At 62.1% G+C, this 18,239-nt stretch carries 13 protein-coding genes; 10 read left to right on the plus strand and 3 right to left on the minus strand.

What is annotated here, in order from left to right:
• Window positions 1-2: 2 nt before the first annotated feature.
• On the plus strand, window positions 3-911 hold the full coding sequence (locus FB598_RS19930) for a ParB/RepB/Spo0J family partition protein (protein WP_141917936.1): 909 nt from the start codon (window positions 3-5) through the stop codon (window positions 909-911).
• A 283-nt stretch (window positions 912-1,194) separates the two neighbouring features.
• Here the strand turns inward: FB598_RS19930 and FB598_RS19935 are convergent, their stop codons facing one another.
• Window positions 1,195-2,784: a glucan biosynthesis protein G gene (locus tag FB598_RS19935; RefSeq protein ID WP_370454729.1), complete on the minus strand. Its 1,590-nt coding sequence runs from the start codon at window positions 2,782-2,784 to the stop codon at window positions 1,195-1,197.
• Window positions 2,785-3,051: 267 nt separating this feature from the next.
• On the opposite strand from FB598_RS19935, the gene bglX reads away from it, so the two are divergent.
• Window positions 3,052-5,400, plus strand: coding sequence for a beta-glucosidase BglX (bglX, locus tag FB598_RS19940; protein WP_141917934.1), 2,349 nt, complete (start codon window positions 3,052-3,054; stop codon window positions 5,398-5,400).
• A 128-nt stretch (window positions 5,401-5,528) separates the two neighbouring features.
• Here the strand turns inward: bglX and FB598_RS19945 are convergent, their stop codons facing one another.
• Window positions 5,529-7,388, minus strand: a complete 1,860-nt coding sequence (locus tag FB598_RS19945) for an ABC transporter ATP-binding protein (protein WP_141917932.1) — start codon at window positions 7,386-7,388, stop codon at window positions 5,529-5,531.
• Between the two features lie 685 nt (window positions 7,389-8,073).
• Here FB598_RS19945 and FB598_RS19950 point away from each other — a divergent pair.
• From FB598_RS19950 to FB598_RS19965, 4 genes are all read left to right on the plus strand, one after another.
• Complete coding sequence (locus tag FB598_RS19950) at window positions 8,074-9,819, plus strand: ABC transporter ATP-binding protein/permease (RefSeq protein ID WP_141917929.1); 1,746 nt, start codon at window positions 8,074-8,076, stop codon at window positions 9,817-9,819.
• A 140-nt stretch (window positions 9,820-9,959) separates the two neighbouring features.
• A complete protein-coding gene (locus FB598_RS19955; protein WP_141917927.1) occupies window positions 9,960-10,808 on the plus strand; it encodes a D-amino acid aminotransferase in 849 nt (282 codons plus the stop codon).
• Window positions 10,809-10,972: 164 nt separating this feature from the next.
• Window positions 10,973-11,296, plus strand: a complete 324-nt coding sequence (locus tag FB598_RS19960; RefSeq protein ID WP_141917925.1) for a DUF493 family protein — start codon at window positions 10,973-10,975, stop codon at window positions 11,294-11,296.
• Between the two features lie 168 nt (window positions 11,297-11,464).
• On the plus strand, window positions 11,465-12,595 hold the full coding sequence (locus tag FB598_RS19965; RefSeq protein WP_141917922.1) for a YhcG family protein: 1,131 nt from the start codon (window positions 11,465-11,467) through the stop codon (window positions 12,593-12,595).
• 15 nt (window positions 12,596-12,610) lie between these two features.
• Here the strand turns inward: FB598_RS19965 and gcvA are convergent, their stop codons facing one another.
• Window positions 12,611-13,531: a transcriptional regulator GcvA gene (gene gcvA, locus FB598_RS19970; RefSeq protein WP_141917920.1), complete on the minus strand. Its 921-nt coding sequence runs from the start codon at window positions 13,529-13,531 to the stop codon at window positions 12,611-12,613.
• Between the two features lie 186 nt (window positions 13,532-13,717).
• Here gcvA and FB598_RS19975 point away from each other — a divergent pair, with 186 nt between their 5' ends.
• From FB598_RS19975 to FB598_RS19990, 4 genes are all read left to right on the plus strand, one after another.
• Window positions 13,718-14,116, plus strand: coding sequence for a DUF2917 domain-containing protein (locus tag FB598_RS19975; RefSeq protein ID WP_141917918.1), 399 nt, complete (start codon window positions 13,718-13,720; stop codon window positions 14,114-14,116).
• Window positions 14,117-14,252: 136 nt separating this feature from the next.
• On the plus strand, window positions 14,253-14,975 hold the full coding sequence (gene lipB / locus FB598_RS19980; protein WP_141917915.1) for a lipoyl(octanoyl) transferase LipB: 723 nt from the start codon (window positions 14,253-14,255) through the stop codon (window positions 14,973-14,975).
• Between the two features lie 32 nt (window positions 14,976-15,007).
• Entirely contained in the window at window positions 15,008-15,991 is a 984-nt protein-coding gene (gene lipA, locus FB598_RS19985) for a lipoyl synthase (protein ID WP_050468616.1), read from the plus strand.
• A gap of 128 nt (window positions 15,992-16,119) precedes the next feature.
• Complete coding sequence (locus FB598_RS19990; RefSeq protein ID WP_141917913.1) at window positions 16,120-17,781, plus strand: hypothetical protein; 1,662 nt, start codon at window positions 16,120-16,122, stop codon at window positions 17,779-17,781.
• Window positions 17,782-18,239 lie beyond the last annotated feature (458 nt).

The following is an 18,239-nucleotide window of genomic DNA, read 5'->3' on the forward strand; positions in this document are numbered from 1 at the left end:
CTATGGCAACCAAAAAATCCAAAGGCCTGGGGCGCGGACTCGACGCGCTGCTGGGCGGCTCGTCCGACATCACCGAAGAAGCCCAGGCGCAAGCCGCGCAGGCCGGCCTGCCCAGCGTGATGGCGGTGACCGAGCTGCAGGCAGGCAAATACCAGCCGCGCAGCCGCATGGACGAAGGCGCGCTCAACGAGCTGGCGGCCTCGATCAAGGAACAGGGCTTGCTGCAGCCGATCCTGATCCGCGCCATCGGCCAGAAGAACGGCAAGGATATCTACGAGATCATCGCCGGCGAGCGCCGTTTCCGCGCCGCCAAGATCGCCGGCCTGACCGAGGTGCCGGTGCTGGTCAAGAATGTCGACGACCAGACCACCGCCGCCATGGCGCTGATCGAAAACATGCAGCGCGAAGACCTCAACCCGCTGGAAGAGGCGCAAGGCATCCATCGCCTGATCACCGACTTCTCGTTCACGCACGAACAGGCGGCGGTGGCCGTGGGCCGTTCGCGCAGCGCGGTCTCCAACCTGCTGCGCCTGTTGAACCTGGCCAAGCCGGTGCAGACCATGCTCATGGCCGGCGACATCGACATGGGCCATGCCCGCGCGCTGCTGGTGGTCGACTCGGCCACCCAGATCCAGCTGGCCAACCAGATCGTCGCCAAGCGCATGTCGGTGCGCGACGCCGAAAAGCTGGTCACCCGCGCTTCCGCCGAGCAGGCCGCCAAGCCGCGCGAAGGCAAGGAAAAATCGCGCGACATCGCACGCCTGGAAGAAGAACTGTCCGACCTGCTGGCCACCCAGGTCAGCATCAAGACCGGCGCCAAGAACAAAGGGCAACTGGTCATCAGCTTCAACGACCTCGATGCGCTGGATGGGGTGATTACCCGTTTGCGCGGGGAAGCGGTGGAGTCCTGATTGGCGATAAGCCGGTCGCAGATCAAGCCGCAATGCCGTCCAGTGCAAACTGGGCGGCATTTTTATTTGGCGCGCATCAAAACCTCGCCGTCATCCTGACGAAAGTCAGGATCCAGTGTCGTGCGCGGTGTCTCTGATGGGCAGCGAACGACACTGGGTCCCGGCATGCGCCGGGACGACGGGAGATGGTTGGCCGCAGTCCCAATGGCATGAAATAAAAAAGCCGCTTCAATCGAAGCGGCTTGAATTAATTATATAAATAATTTTTTGGACAGGCCCGAAATCAGAACGTCCGCTGCACATCCGAACGCGGCGGCAACTGGTAGCTCCAGGTCTCGGTCAGCACCTTGGGGCCGGACAACAGCGCCGCGCGCAGCTCCACCGCCTGCGCCGAATTCCGGACCTTGACCCGCAGCGTCAGGCGCCAGCCGTTGATGGCCGGGTTGGGCTGCAGTTTGGCATCGATCAGTTCGCCGTTGTTGCCGATGCTCACTTGCGGGCTGACCGGCGCGCCGGCCGGCAGCCTGGCCAGCGCCGGGCCGGTGAAGTCGACCAGCAGGGCGGTGGTGCCGTCGAAGCTGCGGATCAGGTTGGCCTGGGTCAGCTCGCCGTCGGTGTGGAAGGTCTGCTTCACCCAGCCCACTTCATCCTTTAGGATCGCCGCCTCGTCCATGGTCCAGTGGATGCGGTAATCGAACGCCATCGGCACGCCCCTGGCCGGCAATTGCGCCGGCAGCCAGTAGGCCACGATGTTGTCGTTGGTCTCGTCGGCGGTGGGGATTTCCACCAGTTGCACCGCGCCTTTGCCCCAGTCGCCCTTCGGCTCGATCCAGGCGCTCGGCCGCAGGTCGTAGCGGTCTTTCAGGTCCTCGAAGCCGGAGAATTCGCGGCCGCGCTGCAGCAGGCCGAAGCCCTTGGGATTGGTGACTTCGAACGAACTCACTTCCACGTTCTGCGGATCGTTGAGCGGACGCCACAGCCATTCGCCGGAACCGGTGTGGATCGCCAGGCCGTTGGAGTCATGGATGGCCGGGCGGAAGTTGCGCCTGGACGATTGCTGGTTGGGGCCGAACAGGAACATGCTGGTCAGCGGCGCGATGCCCAGGCGGGCCACCTCGCCGCGCAGGAACACGCGCGCCTGCACGTCCAGCACCGCATCCTGGCCGGGCGCGAGGGTGAACTTGTAGGCGCCGGTGGCGCGAGGGGAGTCGAGCAGGGCGTAGAAGGTCAGCTGCTTGTCGCCGGCGGCCGGGCGCTGGATCCAGAATTCGGTGAAGTGCGGGAATTCCTCGCCGCTCATCATCGCCGTGTCGATCGCCAGGCCGCGCGCGGACAGGCCGTATACCTGCCCCTTGCCGATCACGCGGAAATAGCTCGCGCCCAGCACGCTCATCACCTCGTCTTCCTTGTTGGGGCTGTTGACCGGATAGACCACGCGAAAGCCCGCATACCCCAGGCGCGCGGTGCTCTCCTTGTCGAAATGCAGGTCGCCGAAGTCGAAGCGGTCGGTGCTGTAGCCGATCTCCTGCGTGCGGCCGCCGACGATTTCATGGATCAGCACCGGCGAGTTGAACTGCATGCCCTGGTGGTAGAAGGCCAGCTTGAAGGGCGTCTTCTGGTCGCGCCATTCGAACTTCTCGCCCCTGGGCTGGATCTTCATGTAGTCGGCGAACTGCATGCTGGAAAACACCGGCGGCAGGTTGCTCGCAGGCTTGCGGTAAGGCTGGTCGACCAGCGCCTTGGCGCGGGCCGTCACCTGGTCCAGCGAAAAGGTCTGGGGTTGGGTCTGGGCCTGCGCAGCCGTTGCCAGCAGGGCGGCAGACAACAGCAAGGCGCCGCGCAGGGGAAGGCGCTTGAACACGTTCAGAATCACTCATTTCTCCATAAAGGCGCGGCGCCGGGCAGCGGGGGAGGCGTCCGGCGCGCGTTAAAACAGAATAATATAGCGAACCGTCCAGGTACCGGCGCGTCATAGAACAAGCAAATGCGCAAGCAAATGCGTAAGCAAATACGCAAGCAAACGCGCAGGCATCGATTGCGCAGGGCTTCCGCGCCGACGTGCATCACCCGTTTCCAGGCCGCGGCACCTCCAGCATGAGGAGATGCCGCGGCCAACGTTTACAAGAAGAGAGGAATTTACGTGTCCATCAAGCTTCCCGCCAGGCCGGCCGTCCACGCGCGCCGCCATCGCCGAACCGCATTGCTGTGCGCCCTGGCCTGTGCCGCCGCCTTGCTGGCGCCGCAGGCGCATGCCCAGGGCAAGCCGGCCTTGCTCGGCGACAAGGGCGCCTTCATCGACGACCTGATGTCGCAGATGACGGTCGATGAAAAGATCGGCCAATTGCGCCTGGTCAGCATCGGCCCCGACATGCCGGCCAACAGGCTGGCCGATGAAATCGCCGCCGGCCGCGTCGGCGGCACTTTCAACTCGGTCACGCGCGCCGACAACCGGCCGCTGCAGGATGGCGCCATGCGCTCGCGCCTGAAGATCCCGATGTTCTTCGCCTACGACGTGATCCATGGCCACCGCACCACCTTCCCGATCGGCCTCGGGCTGGCCTCGAGCTGGGACCTGGACGTGGTCGCCGCCGCCATGCGCACCGCCGCCGAAGAAGCCTCTGCCGACGGCATCGACATGACCTTCGCGCCGATGGTCGACATCAGCCGCGATCCGCGCTGGGGCCGCACCTCGGAAGGCTTCGGCGAAGATCCTTACCTGGTGTCGCGCATCGCCGAAGTCTCGGTGCGCGCATTGCAGGGCGAGCAAAAGCCCATCGCCGCTAACCGCCTGATGGCCAGCGTCAAGCACTTCGCGCTGTATGGTGCGGTCGAGGGCGGGCGCGACTACAACGTGGTCAACATGGATGCGCAGCGCATGTACAACGATTACCTGCCGCCCTATCGGGCGGCGGTGGATGCCGGCGCCGGCGCAGTCATGGTGGCGCTCAATTCCATCAACGGCACGCCCGCCACCTCCAACACCTGGCTGCTGCAAGACCTGTTGCGCCGCGAGTGGGGCTTCAAGGGGCTGACCGTGAGCGACCACGGCGCCATCACCGAACTGGTGAACCACGGCGTGGCGCGCGACGAGGCCGAAGCGGCGCAACTGTCGATCAAGGCCGGCACCGACATGAGCATGGCCGACCAGGTCTATATCAGCCAGTTGCCGGGCCTGCTCAAGTCGGGCAAGGTGACGCGGCAGGATCTCGACAATGCCGTGCGCGAGATCCTCGGCGCCAAGTACGACATGGGCCTGTTCCATGACCCTTACGTGCGCATCGGCCAGGCCGCCGGCGATCCGCCCAATGTCAATGCCGAGAGCCGCCTGCACCGCGCCGCCGCGCGCGCGGTGGCGCAACAGTCGATGGTGCTGCTGGAAAACCGCAATGCCACATTGCCGCTGAAGAAGAGCGGAACCATCGCGCTGGTCGGCCCGCTGGCCGACTCGCACATCGACATGCTGGGCAGCTGGTCCGGCGCCGGGGTGGACAAGCAGACCGTCACGTTGAGGCAGGGCCTGCAGGATGCGCTGGGCGCCAGGGCCAAGCTGGTCTACGCGCGCGGCGCCAACATCACCGAAGACCGGCACATCGTTGATTACCTCAACTTCCTCAACTGGGACGACCCGGAGGTGGTGCAGGACAAGCGCCGCCCGCAAGCCATGATCGCCGAGGCGGTCAAGGCGGCGCGCAATGCCGATGTGGTGGTGGTGGCCGTGGGCGAGTCGCGCGGCATGTCGCACGAGTCGTCCAGCCGCACCCAACTGACGCTGCCGGAGAACCAGATGGCCCTGCTCAAGGCCTTGAAGGCCACCGGCAAGCCGCTGGTGCTGGTGCTGATGAACGGCCGTCCGCTGGACCTGAACTGGGCGCGCGAAAACGCTTCCGCCATTCTCGAAACCTGGTACACCGGCACCGAAGGCGGCCATGCGATCGCCGACATCCTGTTCGGCGACGTCAACCCCTCGGGCAAGTTGCCGATCACCTTCCCGCGCTCGGTGGGCCAGATTCCCAGCTACTACAACCACGCGCGCCTGGGCCGGCCGTTCACCGAAGGCAAGCCGGGCAACTACACCTCGCAGTACTTCGAAGAACCCAACGGGCCGCTGTACCCGTTCGGCTATGGCCTGAGCTACACCGACTTCAGCCTGTCCGGCGTGACCATGTCGCAACCGACGATGAAAGCCGATGGCCGCGTCGATGCCACGGTCACGGTGAAGAACACCGGCCGTCGCGCCGGCGCTACCGTGGTGCAGTTGTACATTCGCGATGTGGCCGCGTCGGTGGTGCGTCCGGTCAAGGAGCTCAAGGACTTCCGCAAGGTGCTGCTGCAGCCGGGCGAGCAAAAGGAAGTGCGCTTCACCATCGATGCCAGGGCGCTCAGCTTCTACAACGCCAGGCTGGAACATGTGGCCGAGCCGGGCGAGTTCCAGGTGCAGGTGGGGCTGGATTCGAAGGACGTGAAGACGGCTTCGTTCACCTTGGAATGAAACATATGTAACGCCGTATCGACCAAAGAAAAAAGCAGGACGTACCGGATGTACGCCCTGCTTTTTTCATTTCCTGTCATTGCCAACGGCTTGCGCCGGCGCCGATGGTGTTTTTCGTTTGGGTTCCTTTACTCCATCAAGACCGCAGGCTCGCCGTCTTCTTCGCCCAGGAAGCCGCCGCTCTGGTGCGCCCACAGCCGCGCGTACAAGCCGTTGGCGGCCAGCAGTTCGCTGTGCGTGCCTTGCTCGGCGATGCGGCCCTGGTCCAGCACGATCAGGCGATCCATCGCCGCAATGGTCGACAGGCGGTGCGCGATGGCGACTACGGTCTTGCCTTCCATCAGCTTGTACAGGCTGGTCTGGATCGCTGCCTCGACTTCCGAATCGAGCGCGCTGGTGGCTTCGTCCAGCAGCAGGATGGGCGCGTCCTTGAGCATCACGCGGGCGATCGCGATGCGTTGGCGCTGGCCGCCGGAGAGCTTCACGCCGCGTTCGCCCACATGCGCGTCGTAGCCGGTGCGGCCCTTGGCATCGGCCAGCGTGCCGATGAAGTCGTGCGCTTCGGCGCGCCTGGCGGCATGGATCATCTCGGCGTCGCCGGCATCGGGGCGGCCGTAGAGGATGTTGTCGCGCACCGAGCGGTGCAGCAGCGAGGTATCCTGCGTCACCATGCCGATCTGCGCGCGCAGGCTGTCTTGCGTGACATGCGCGATGTCCTGGCCATCGATCAGGATGCGGCCGCCTTCGATGTCGTAAAAGCGCAGCAGCAGGTTGACGATGGTCGACTTGCCGGCGCCGGAGCGGCCCACCAGACCGATCTTCTCGCCCGGACGGATCACCAGGTTCAGGCGATCCACCACCGGACGCGGCGACGCGCCGCCATAGCTGAAGTTCACGTCTTCAAAGCGCAGTTCGCCCTGTTTCACCTGCAGGGGTTTGGCGTCGGGCGCGTCCTTCACGTCGTGCGCGCGCGAGAGCGTGTTGATGCCGTCCTGCACCGTGCCCACGTGTTCGAACAGCGCCGCCATTTCCCACATGACCCAGTGCGCGATCCCGTTCAGGCGCAGCGCCATCGCGGTGCCGGCGGCGACCGCGCCGATGCCGACCTTGCCTTGCATCCACAGGTGCAGCGCGATGCCGGTGGTGCCGATGATGAGCACCATGTTCAGGATATGGTTGACCACTTCGAAGCCGGACACCAGGCGCATCTGCTGGTTCACCGTGACCAGGAACTCGCGCATGGCGCTGCGCGCGTAGCTGGCTTCGCGGCCGGCGTGCGAGAACAGCTTGACGGTGGCGATGTTGGTATAGGCATCGGTGATGCGCCCGGTCATCAGCGAACGGGCATCGGCCTGGTTGCGGGCCACCCGGGACAGGCGCGGCACGAAGTAGCGCATGGCGATCGCATAGGCGACCAGCCAGATCAGGAAGGGCACCAGCATCAGCAGGTCGAAGGTGCCGACCACGGCGATCAGCGTGACGAAGTAGATCACGATGAACACCATGATGTCGCCGGTGATCATGCAGAAGTCGCGCACCGCCAGCGCGGTTTGCATCACCTTGGTGGCGACCCGGCCGGCGAACTCGTTCTGGTAGAAGCTCATGCTCTGGCTGAGCATCAACCGGTGGAAATTCCAGCGCAGCAGCATCGGGAAATTGCCGGCCAGGGTCTGGTGCTTGTACAGCGTCTGCAGCGCCACCAGCAGCGGGCTGCCGGCCAGCACCAGGCCCAGCCAGAGCAGGTGGCGGCCTTCCTGCGCCCACAGTTGGGACGGCTCGACCTTGGCCAGCCAGTCGACAACGCGGCCCATCATGGCGAACAGCATCGCCTCGAACACGCCGATGATGGCGGTCATCGTGGTCATGGCCGCGATATAGCCGCGCACGCCGCGGGTACAGGACCAGATGAAGCGCATGAAGCCGCGCGGGGGCGGCAAGGGATGGTCTTCGGGATAAGGGTGAACCAGTTTTTCGAACCAGGCGAACATGCAAACTCCACAAAAGCCGGGCCTGCCGCGAAGCGGCGTCGCCGCGGCGCCGACGGTCGATGCAAGCGTGTCGGGCCAGGCAGGCGGGGCGTCAATTATTCATTCGTCGTTGCGCGCCGGCAGGTCGGTGCCGGTGGGATGACCGTGCGCGCAGGCATTGCTGGGCGGTGCGGCTTGGGGCCGCTTATCTTGTTGCCCGGTACGGCGATGACGTGTCTTCCTTGCTAACAATTTTCCTGCGGCACAGAGCCATTTTAGGGATCCGGAGCGTTGCGGAAGGAAAAGATGAAGCCGAATGATCTCATAACGGGGCGCATTGCGTACATCGCCGCACAGGAAAACACTTGTCGGGGAAAGCGAATTGTCGCTTCCCTGGAACAGGGCATTCTATCGGTAATGCCGTTCAGTTAAGCGTTGAACGGCATTTGTGTTTGTGCGGTCCAGATTCCGTTCGCCCTGAGTAGCTGCGCAAGCAGCGTATCGAAGGGCAGGCAAGAGCGGTAAGGCCGACACGCTGGCTTCGATACGGCCCTGGCGGGCCTACTCAGCCCGAACGGGCTCGGGTGATGCGTGCTTCAGGATTAGCCTTAACGGGACGGCATTAGCCTTCTATGGGTGCATGTTAAGTCTGGCTTAAGTCTGCAGCGGCAAGCTGGTCGGCAAATCCATCGACCACCCGCTTGCCATGACCAACACTACGCCACCCAGCAGCCCCGGCCGCGCCGCCATCTGGAAACTGATCAGGCCGTTCTGGGCGTCCGAGCAGAAATGGAAAGCCTTCGGTCTCCTGCTGGCGATCATCGCCCTGAACCTGGGCATGGTCTACATCAATGTGCGCCTGAACTCCTGGAACCGCGACATGTACGATGTGCTCCAGGCGCGCAATTATCCGCAGTTCAAATCGCTGCTGTGGCAGTTCTCCGGGCTGGCCTTCGTCTTCATCGCGGTCGCCATCTACAGCGTCTACCTGACGCAGGCGTTGCAGATCCGCTGGCGCTATTGGATGACCGAGCGCTACATGGACCGCTGGCTGGCGCACCGCGCCTACTACCGCATCGAACAGGGCCAGCAGGGGCGCCTCTCCGACAACCCCGACCAGCGTATTGCGGAGGACCTGCGCGCGCTGACTTCCGACACGCTGTCGCTGGTGCTGGGCTTCATCTCCAGCAGCGTCACCCTGCTTTCCTTCGTGCATATCCTGTGGGCGGTGAGCGGGCCGGCTGCCTTCTCCGTGCTGGGCCAGGCATGGAACATTCCCGGTTACATGGTGTGGTTCGCGGTGGCCTACGCGGCGGCCGGCTCGGCCATCGTATGGTGGATCGGCCGGCCGCTGGTCGGCCTGAACTTCAACCAGGAACGCTTCGAGGCGAACTTCCGTTTCGGCCTGATCCGCGTGCGCGAGCATTCGGAAGCGGTCGCCCTGTATCGCGGCGAGGCGCAGGAGCGCGCGCAGCTCACCGCGCGCCTGGACGACATCCGCGGCAACTGGTGGGACATCATGCGCGTGACCAAGAAGCTCAATATCGCAGTCAATTTCTACAGCCAGTTCGCGGTCATCTTCCCGATGCTGGTGTCGGCGCCGCGCTATTTCTCCGGCGCCATCTCGCTGGGCGTGCTGATGCAGATCAGCAACGCCTTCGGCCAAGTGCAGGATGCGCTGTCGTGGTTCATCAACGCCTTCACCACGCTGGCCAGCTGGAAGGCCAGCATCAACCGCCTGGCCGGCTTCAATGCCGATGTCGAGCGCGCGCAAGGCATGGCGCGCACCATCGAGGTCGAACGCCACGCCGGCAGCGCGCTGACCATCGAAGGCCTGCAGCTGTCCTTGCCGGACGGCGGCATGGTGCTGCGCGGCATGGATGCGCGGCTGGAGTCGGGCGAACATGTGCTGGTCAGCGGCCCTTCCGGCTGCGGCAAGTCGACGCTGATCCGCGCCATCGCCGATGTCTGGCCGTATGGGCGCGGACGCATCGGCCTGCCCGCCGGCGCGGCGGTGATGTTCCTGCCGCAGCGCAGTTACCTGCCCATCGGCACCTTGCGCGCGGCGCTGTCGTATCCGGCCGCCGAGGGCAGCTTCGACGATGCGACGATCGCGCGTTACCTGGCACTGTGCCGGCTGCCGCAACTGGCCGGCCGGCTGGACCAGGCCGCCAACTGGAGTCATGCCCTGTCGCCCGGCGAGCAGCAGCGCCTGGCCTTCGTGCGGGTGTTCCTGAACCGGCCGGCGCTGGTGTTCCTGGACGAAGCCAGCAGCGCCATGGACGGCGAAACCGAAGAAGCGCTGTACGCCGCCTTGCCGCGGGAGCTGCCGGGCGTGACGGTGGTCAGCATCGCCCACCGCGAGACGCTGGCGCGCTTCCATTCGCTGCGCTGGAGGTTCGTGCCGGCCGGCGAAGGCGAAGGATGCCGGGTAGAAGTCGCGGCGCTTTAAACGTCGTCCGGCGGCAAGCGAAAACAGGAAATGCAATACCGTTTTTGCATAACCCCGTACACTTGCGTATGCCACAATCTTTGAATGAAGGCGGCCAATCCGCCGCTTTCGCTCATTCCCGCACACTTGGAAAACTCACCATGAACGACCCCATCGTCTATCTCAACGGCGAACTTACGCCCTTGTCCGAAGCCCGCGTTCCCGTGCTGGACCGGGGTTTCATCTTCGGCGACGGCATCTACGAAGTGATCCCGATGTATGGCCGCAAGGCGTTCCGCGGCCGGCAGCACCTGGCGCGCCTGTTCCGCAGCCTGAAAACCATCTCCATACCGAATCCGCATGACGAAGCCGGCTGGTTCGCCCTGATCGAGCGCGTGGTGCAGGCCAACAGCTTGGACGACCAGATGATCTACATCCAGGTCACGCGCGGCGTGGCCAAGCGCGCGCATGCCTTCCCCAAGGAGGTGACGCCGACGGTGCTGATCATGACCAATCCGATGGTGTTGCCGCCGGCCGCCGCGCGTGAAAACGGCGTGGCTTGCGTGACCATGGAAGACCGCCGCTGGCTGAACTGCCAGATCAAGTCGACTTCGCTGCTGGGCAACGTGCTGGCGGCGCAGTTCGCGGCCGAGAACGAAGTGACCGAGGCGATCCAGTTCCGTGACGGTTTCCTGTCCGAGGCATCCTCGTCCAATGTATGGGTGGTCAAGGACGGCAAGATTTCCGCGCCGCCCAAGGACAACCTGATCCTGGAAGGCATCCGCTACGGCTTGATGGAAGAGCTGTGCGCCGTGCAGGGCATCGCGCTGGAAGCGCGCCGCATCCCGCGCGATGAGGTGTTCGCCGCCGATGAACTGTTCCTCTCCTCGGCCAGCAAGGAAGTGCTGCCGGTGGTGACGCTGGACGGCAAGCCCATCGGCAGCGGCAAGCCGGGCCCGGTCTATGCCAGGATCTACGCCGCCTACCAGGCGGCCAAGGCGCGCCTGTAACTCGCCGTTTTGAGGTTTTCCCCGCATGGGCCGCCAAGTGCGGCCCATGTGCGTTTGGGGGCGTATCGGGGCCTATCGGGCCTGATCCGCTGCCATATGGCGTAGAATGTCGGCATTCCCCCTCCCGCAACCCCGCCGCTTGAAGCCGGCCGTTTGAGCCCCATATGGGTACATTGAAAACGGAGCGCCAGCGGAACACGCCGAGCCATACTGCCATGACTATCCCCACCGAAGAATCCCTCATCGAATACCCGAGCGACTTCCCGATCAAGGTGGTCGGGATCCTGCACGATGAATTCGCCCAGACCATTGTCGAACTGGTGGTCGAGCACGACCCCGAATTCCATGCCGGCAAGCTGGAGATGCGGCCGTCCTCGCAGGGCAAGTACCTGTCGCTGACGCTGACCGTGCGTGCCACCAGCCGCGAGCAGCTGGACAACCTGTACCGCGCGCTGTCGTCGCATGAGAAGGTGAAGTTCGTGCTGTAAGCCCTTGCGCGATCGCGTATGAAACCCGGCGTTGCCTGCCAAGGCACGCCGGGTTTTTGTTTGAGGCGCCGGATCGAACTTTGTGGAACTACGCCAAAAACCGACACCGCAAGCACGCCAATGACGGAGCTTGGTTCACTATATGCCGATGTTTTCCGAAGAATCATCATGGCAAAAATCAAGCTCACCAAGTCCGCGGCATTGCCCGCCGGTTATGCCGGTATCCACGGCGGAATCGTGGAATTGCTCGATACGGCACGTCATGCGGCGGCGCGTAGCGTCAACGCGCTGATGACGGCGAGTTATTGGGAAATCGGCCGTCGTATCGTGGAAGCCGAACAGCAGGGACGGCGGCGTGCCGGATACGGGGAGCAGTTGATCGCTCGCCTGTCCGGTGACTTGACTGCACGGTTTGGGCGCGGGTTCAGCCGCCAGAACTTGCAGCAAATGCGATCATTCTTCCTGACTTGGCCGATTTGCCAGACACTGTCTGGCAAATCTTCCTCCGTATCGTCAGCAGAGCGATTCTGGCGGCTGGACGAACTGGCGCGAATGTTCACGCTGCCGTGGTCTGCCTATGTCCGGCTACTGTCGGTCAAGGATGACCATGCTCGCCAGTTCTATGAAACCGAAGCCTTGCGCGGCGGATGGAGCGTGCGCCAGCTCGACCGGCAAATCGGCAGCCAATTCTACGAGCGTACGGCGTTATCGAAAAACAAGGCTGCGATGCTGGTGAAAGGCGCAAGACCAACGCCGGAAGATGCCATCACGCCGGGCGACGCGATCAAAGACCCGTATGTGCTGGAGTTCCTCGACCTCAAGGACGAATATTCGGAATCCGATTTCGAGCAAGCCCTGACCCGGCGATTGGAGGATTTTCTGCTCGAACTCGGCGATGGTTTTACCTTCGTCGGACGCCAGCGCCGCTTGCGCATTGACCAGACCTGGTACCGGGTTGATCTTCTGCTTTTTCATCGCCGCTTGCGTTGCCTCGTCATTATCGACCTGAAGCTCGGTCCGCTGACGCATGCCGATGTGGGCCAGATGCATTTGTATTGCAACTATGCAAAAGAGCATTGGACGCTGGCTGACGAGAATCCGCCCGTCGGCCTGATCCTGTGCGCCGACAAGGGCCATGCCTTGGCGCGTTATGCGCTGGAAGGGCTGCCCAGCAAGATCATGGCGGCCAACTATCGCACGGTGCTGCCGGATGCCGAACTGCTGCAAAAGGAGCTGGAAAGCACGCGGCGGCTGATGGAGTCTCACAGGGCAATTGCCCCCAAGGCGCGCAGGCGATAACCATGTATTGCGGCGTTAGCCGGGCCAGTCGCCGCTCTCGCGAAACAGTTTCATTTCCTTGAAGATCCACTTCTTGAACTCGGCCACGGCCGGCTTCTCCAGCCCTTCGGGCAGGTGCACGAAGTAATACGACTCGTCGGCTTTCAGGGCCACGTCGAACAGCCGCACCACCTCGCCGGCGGCGATTTCCTGCGAGGCGATCATGTGCCGGCTCAGCGCCACGCCGCCGCCGTCGGCCGCCGCGCGCAGGGTCAGCGAAGAATCCTCGATCACCAGTCCGCCGCTGGGCTCCGGCAAATCCAGCCCGGCTTGCTGCAGCCACGGTTGCCAGGATTCGCGCTGGTCCATGCGCAGCAGCGTGCATTGCGCGAGGTCGGCGGGTTTGGCGGGCTTCTTGCCGCGTTTGCTGCGGTAGGCGGGGGAGGCCACCGGGTAGTAGTAATCGTCGCTCAGTTTTTCCGATACCACGCCGCTATAGTTGCCGCGGCCGAAGCGCAGGCCGACGTCGACGCCGTCCAGGCGCAAGTCGGACAAATGGCTGCCCGACTGCAGCACCACCTCGATTTCCGGATGGCGGTCGATGAACTTCCACAGGCGCGGCGCCAGCCAGCGCGAGGCGAACGAAGGCGTGCTCGAGATCACCAGCCGTTGCTGGCGGTTCAGGCTGCGCAGATGTTCGGCGGCCAGCGCGATCTCGGACAGCGACTTGCGGATGGTGGCGGCGAAGCGCTGGCCGGTTTCGGTCACCGAGATGCGCTTGCCGTGGCGGATGAACAGCTGCAGGCCAAGCTCCTCCTCCAGCGCGCGCACCTGGTGGCTGATGGCGCCGGGCGTGACGTGGATCTCTTCGGCCGCGCGCGAAAAGCATTCGTAGCGCGCGGCGGCATCGAAGGCGCGCAATGCCGCCAGGTTGGGCAGCTTCCTCAAATCGGCCATGCTTGGTTCCTTGTGAATTCCATTCGCAATAACACCGAATATATATCGTTTTGGTTTGTGCGTGAGGCTTCCTACAATGAACTCCAATTCAACGAAATCACCGGAAATTCCTCTGAGAGGCCGCGCCATCAAGGCCTGGTGGCTTGCCCCGGGGTTTGTCCTGCGAAACGGGAAAAGGAGTGCGCCATGCCAATTTCATTCACAAACCAAACCGCCCCGCTATGCCTTGAAGAAGGGCGCGTCCACGCCGTGCGCCTGCAACATCCGGTACGGGTGAGGGTGCGTTGCGGGCTGGTCTGGCTGACGGTGGAAGAGGGCGGCGCCGACGTGTGGCTCAGTCCCGGCCGCGACTTCGATTTCCACGGCCGCGGGCTGGCGGTGTTTGAAGCCGTCAAGGGCCGCGCCGAGTTCGACATCCTGCCGCTGCCCGGCCCGCTGGCGCGCGCCGCCCGGGTCCTCCGCGGCTGGTTGGCCCGCAAGCCGCAGGCGACCGGGCCGGCCGCCGCCGACTGCTGCGCGGCGGGGGAGCAGGGCGCGCTGCGCATCAGCCGCCTGTTGCCGCGCGGACTGATCCGCTGGTTCTGAGCGGAATAACGGAAAGCCTGGCCGGTCGCCTTTTTCCAACGCTTTCCGCCAACAAATATTGCCCATGATGCAATATTGGCCGTCAAAACCCATGCCGCGCCGATGGGCCAGAGCGAAGTTCGCTAAACTGGCAGCCATGCAGACAGCAACACACACCGTCGGCGCGCAGCAAGCGGCCGCTTCGCCCGCCATCCTGGCCGGCCCCGGCCTGCCGCAGATCGTGCGGCGCGGCACCGAGCCCTACGAGGCCAGCTTCGCCGCCATGCGCGCCTACACCGACGCGCGCACCGCCGAGACGCCCGACCAGCTCTGGATCGTCGAACATCCGCCGGTCTACACGCTGGGCCTGGGCGCCGACCGTTCCCACGTATTGAATCCCCACGACATCCCGGTGGTACAGACCGACCGCGGCGGCGAAGTCACCTTCCACGGCCCCGGCCAGGCGGTGATCTACCTGCTGATGGACCTGCGCCGCAACCGCGCCGGAGCCCGTCTGTTCGCGCGCGAGTTCGTGTACAACATCGAGCAGGCGGTGATCGACACGCTGGCGGCGTATAATCTGGCCGGTGAACGCAAGCAGGGCGCGCCGGGCATCTATGCCGCCGACGGGGCGTGGCAGGGCGCCAAGGTGGCCGCATTGGGCTTGAAGATCCGCGGCAACGGCTGCACTTACCATGGGGTATCGCTCAACGTCGACATGGATCTGACGCCGTTTTCCTGGATCAATCCCTGCGGCTACGAAGGCCTGGCCACGGTCGACATGAAGACCCTGGGCGCCGCCGCTGCCCGCCTGGCCGACGTCCAGGCGTTGCTTGCCGAGAAACTGATCGCCCGCTTCACGGGCATAGAAGGGCGCTGAGGCACACGCCGGGCGCCGGAAATACCGACACCATGACTACCGACATCACTCCAGCAGCAGATTCCTCCAGCAACGCGGCGCGCGCCAACCCGCTCGACAAGCAGAAGGGCGCCGGCAAGACCGCCTGGATCCCGATCAAGATCGTGGCCGCCGAGAAACTGAAGAAGCCGGACTGGATCCGCGTCAAGGCCGGCTCGCCGACCACGCGCTTCTATGAAATCAAGGACATCCTGCGCGCCAACAACCTGGTGACGGTGTGCGAGGAAGCCTCCTGCCCCAACATCGGCGAATGCTTCGGCAAGGGCACCGCCACCTTCATGATCATGGGCGACAAGTGCACCCGCCGCTGCCCGTTCTGCGACGTCGGCCACGGCCGTCCCGACCCGCTCGACCCGAATGAACCGGAAAACCTGGCCAAGACCATCGCCCAGCTGAAGCTGTCGTACGTGGTGATCACCAGCGTCGACCGCGATGACCTGCGCGACGGCGGCGCCGCCCACTTCGCCGAATGCATCCGCCGCGTGCGCGAGCTGTCGCCCGAGACCCGCATCGAGATCCTGACCCCGGACTTCCGCGGCCGCATGGATCGCGCGCTGGAAATCCTCAAGATGGCCCCGCCGGACGTCATGAACCACAACCTGGAAACCGCGCCGCGCCTGTACAAGGAAGCGCGCCCCGGCTCCGACTACGAATACTCGCTGAACCTGTTGAAGCGCTTCAAGGATCTGCATCCGGAAACCCCGACCAAGTCCGGCATCATGGTCGGCCTGGGCGAGACCGACGAGGAAGTGCTGCAGGTCATGCGCGACATGCGCGCCCACAACGTCGACATGCTGACCATCGGCCAGTACCTGATGCCCAGCGGCGACCACCTGCCGGTGCGCCGCTACGTGCACCCGGACACCTTCAAGATGTATGAGGAAGAAGCCTACAAGATGGGCTTCGTGCATGCCGCCGTGGGCGCCATGGTGCGTTCCAGCTACCACGCCGACCAGCAGGCGCACGGCCTGGTCTGAGCAGCGGTGTGAATGATATGAGTTAATGAGAATATCTAGAAGAAGTTGAGATTTTCCATAAGTTGGTGAGATTCAAATAATAAAGTGACAATGTATTCGTCATTTTCAGCTGGGGAGCTGAATAACGGATGGCAGAAGCAAATGAATTGATGATCGCTGCCTTGCCGACCGACGGGAATGCTTGGCGCATCGACTGGTTTGGTGAGATCGCGTTTCCAAACCGGATGATTCGACGCAAACAGCCATCCGTTCTCCTTCATCTGTCGCGTGTGATTGATGAGCGCTATCGCGAGGACCATTCGGTTCTTCTCAATCCTGAATCTACATTTGTCGCCAAGCAACGGAAGGTATGGGTTTCAGTTGGAACCTTGCCGTTGCTTCGTATCGGCGATATTTGGCGCGATGGACTATTGGAGACTACGCCCGATTACCAATTCGAAAGCTTTTCCGATTTAGATATAGGCTCAGAAACCGTCAGTCTGATTAAGGCTGGGCTCAATTTGGAAGAGAATGGCTTCTTGCTGCCTCGAGGAGAACATCCTTGGCACATGCAGGCTACGCAATCCTATTGTTTGATGATCGCCTTGCCTGGCGAACGTCGACTGATTATTCCGTGCCTTGAGTTGATTCGTTTCTATTTCGGGTCGTCCAGTAATTTGCTGACAAAGCTGTTTCTACCTCCGCTCAACCGAGACGTTTTATATAGAAAAGCCCATCACAGCAAAATCAATGGCCAACTATCTATTGCGTTAGCCGAAGGTATTTCAGGTGCTTCAGCTGCTGACATTGGCCGTATGCATATGGATTCCACGGCCTGGCGGTCGGCAGTTAACGTGGGAACATCGCTTCTCAAAGCATCAGTATCAAATCAAGAAATTCATCCACAAGCGCATTTTCCATTCGAAGGTCAAACAACGCTAACAGCATCCGGGAAGTGGTTGTCATTCTCTGGGGAGCCACACGTTACGTTCCTTGCCTACAGCCTTCGCTCATGTTCACATCCATTCCCATTTCGTTCTCTGCGCTACGACGTCGAAGATCGGCGCGCCGCGCCAGCGAATACTACTTCACTCACTGAGGCATCCACACCCCGTCTTGTTAAGCCGGCGCGACAATCATCAGATCGGCAGTTGGTAGAAGAGGATGCATCTGGAAAACTTGTCCGGCAGGTACGCTCCGTCTGGGCCGCACAGAGGTTCACCGACTTAACGAAAAAGACCATTTGGAAGAAAAAAATCTTGGCGGCGCAGCCCAGTGGAGCGACGCTTGTCGCCGGACCTACAAGTGATACGAATGTTGCGGTCGGAGATGTTGGATCAGATCGACGCGTACGCTCTGTGGATTTGCAGATAAAGACAAAAGACAAATCGAAATTCCCGGTCCCGGATTTTCTGAAAGAGGTCGTTGATGATCTCAAAGCGCTACGGGAATGGAAACTCGAGTTGCTGACTGAAAGTAGCGAGGACGGATGGACTATTCCTATTTCGATATTGGCGGATGAAGAAGGCGAAATTGATTTCTCTTTGTTCATCGCAGTAGGAGAGAATCAATTACGAGAAAGAAGAGTCTCCGCGTTCTCGGCTATCAATAACAGAGTAAACATCACTATTGTTGTCACTGAATCCGCTCCCCCTTATACGAAGCTCTATCTTATGGAGCCAGAGTGTGAATCTAATTTGCCTGATACGTTGCAGCGCGCGACGTCTGATTTTATTTCCCGTGATCGCGACGCTAAGAGCGAAGCAATTAATATTGCGATTCGACGATTAACGGATGAGGACGATATTTAGCGCCCAGACAGTTTTTCGCGGAGTATGCTTTCTATTGCAAGCGTGAGACCGATATCTGTGTTGACCAAGATCAAGTTTCGGCATCTCGACGCGAAAAGCCATTCGCTATCTTTATTGAAAATGAAGATTTCATACACGAATGAAGGGGCATGTTTAGTTCATAACTATGCATAGTAAAATATAAATGAGAACATATTTAGCCACCCTTGCGAGTATGACGTTACGCAGTTTGGAAAAGCAAAAATAAATAAACCCAATGGATTCGGCATTACGTTATTTGGAGGACCTACCTGCAAAGACGACGTCATGTGATTTCCATCGACATCTGAAGTGAGTTAGGAACGCTTGCCGTTCAATTGAAACTGACCTGACCTGAAAAAACTGGTCCGACTTGAAATTTCATATGCTATTGAAAAGGAGAGTCAGACCATGCCGAAAAAGCGATTCACATCCGAAGA

The organism is Herbaspirillum sp. SJZ106, assembly GCF_006715495.1.
Classification (GTDB): domain Bacteria; phylum Pseudomonadota; class Gammaproteobacteria; order Burkholderiales; family Burkholderiaceae_D; genus Herbaspirillum.